Origin of the sequence: Vibrio sp. OPT46, from assembly GCF_015163535.1 — a bacterium.
Classification (GTDB): domain Bacteria; phylum Pseudomonadota; class Gammaproteobacteria; order Enterobacterales; family Vibrionaceae; genus Vibrio; species Vibrio alginolyticus.
The window spans coordinates 1-398 of the sequence record NZ_JADDYG010000279.1 but is presented as its reverse complement, the minus strand read 5'-3'; the positions used below and the strand labels follow the sequence as shown (position 1 = coordinate 398).

The following is a 398-nucleotide window of genomic DNA, read 5'->3' as shown; positions in this document are numbered from 1 at the left end:
CCGTTCATATCTGGCATTGATATATCGAGTAACACCAGTTCCGGATCAAAACTCTCGTAGGTATTTAACGCCTCTAGTCCACTACCTACGGCTTTTACAATATGTCCAAGTTGCTTTAGACGAATAGCCAACTGCATCCTGTCTAGCTGAACATCGTCAACCAGAAGGATTCGCATCGATGTCCCTGTCGGTTGCATAACGCGTTCCATTTTTAATTATGTCTTTATTAAACATATACCATACTCATAGAGTTGTTGCATTCGACTCATAATTAAGTGCTATATTTTTGTTTGAATATCACGGAATCCATTGCATAAAGCAGTTAGACTGGACGTTACCCTATCTAATCATGGCCTGTGAGCAGAAGTTCAACAAACTCATTCACTTTGGTCATCTTG

1 protein-coding gene is annotated in these 398 nt (G+C 39.9%); it reads right to left on the bottom strand.

What is annotated here, in order from left to right; all coding sequences use genetic code 11:
• The coding region (locus tag IQR33_RS12680; RefSeq protein ID WP_193843744.1) for a response regulator at positions 1-197 on the bottom strand (197 nt) is incomplete at its 3' end.
• Between the last annotated feature and the right edge of the window lie 201 nt (positions 198-398).